Genomic DNA, 494 nt, shown 5'->3' on the forward strand with positions numbered 1-494 from the left:
GAGTCAGTGTTTTTCCCATAATTTACCTTGATTTTATTATACGGATTTTTGATAATGAGGGCAAGCGGTATGCCTAAAGAAATTAGATGACAAGCTCTATTGCATGACCTAACATATATTATGCAGAAGCTGCAATACGTTCCTGTACCATTTCGCCGATTATCTGTGCAGGAGTTTTATGGTCGGCTATTGCTTTAGTGTTCAGATAATTGGCGGTAACATTGTCAATAGTTATTGTATGGGCGGTTTTTTTGCATTGAGTAAAATAACCTGTTCCGTTAGGTCCCGGTTTAGGCGGATTTTTTGTCCATTTTTCGTCCAACCTTTTGGCTTCTTCGTCTGTCATTTGTGCCATTGTTACTCCTTCTGTTTTAACAAATATTTGTCTCGTGCGTCATCATCATCGGGTTCGTCCAACAGACCGTCATATATAGCTGTGTCAAAAGCCCGATATATGTCTGACTCGCTTACACCATGATCGAATGCAGCAGGAT

The 494-nt window shown here is 40.1% G+C and carries 1 protein-coding gene; it reads right to left on the bottom strand.

The window, feature by feature from the left end:
• Positions 1-118 precede the first annotated feature (118 nt).
• Positions 119-355, bottom strand: a complete 237-nt coding sequence (locus tag ACYVTD_RS16330; RefSeq protein WP_461248724.1) for a hypothetical protein — start codon at positions 353-355, stop codon at positions 119-121.
• Positions 356-494: the final 139 nt, after the last annotated feature.

The organism is Treponema sp. R6D11, from assembly GCF_054786075.1.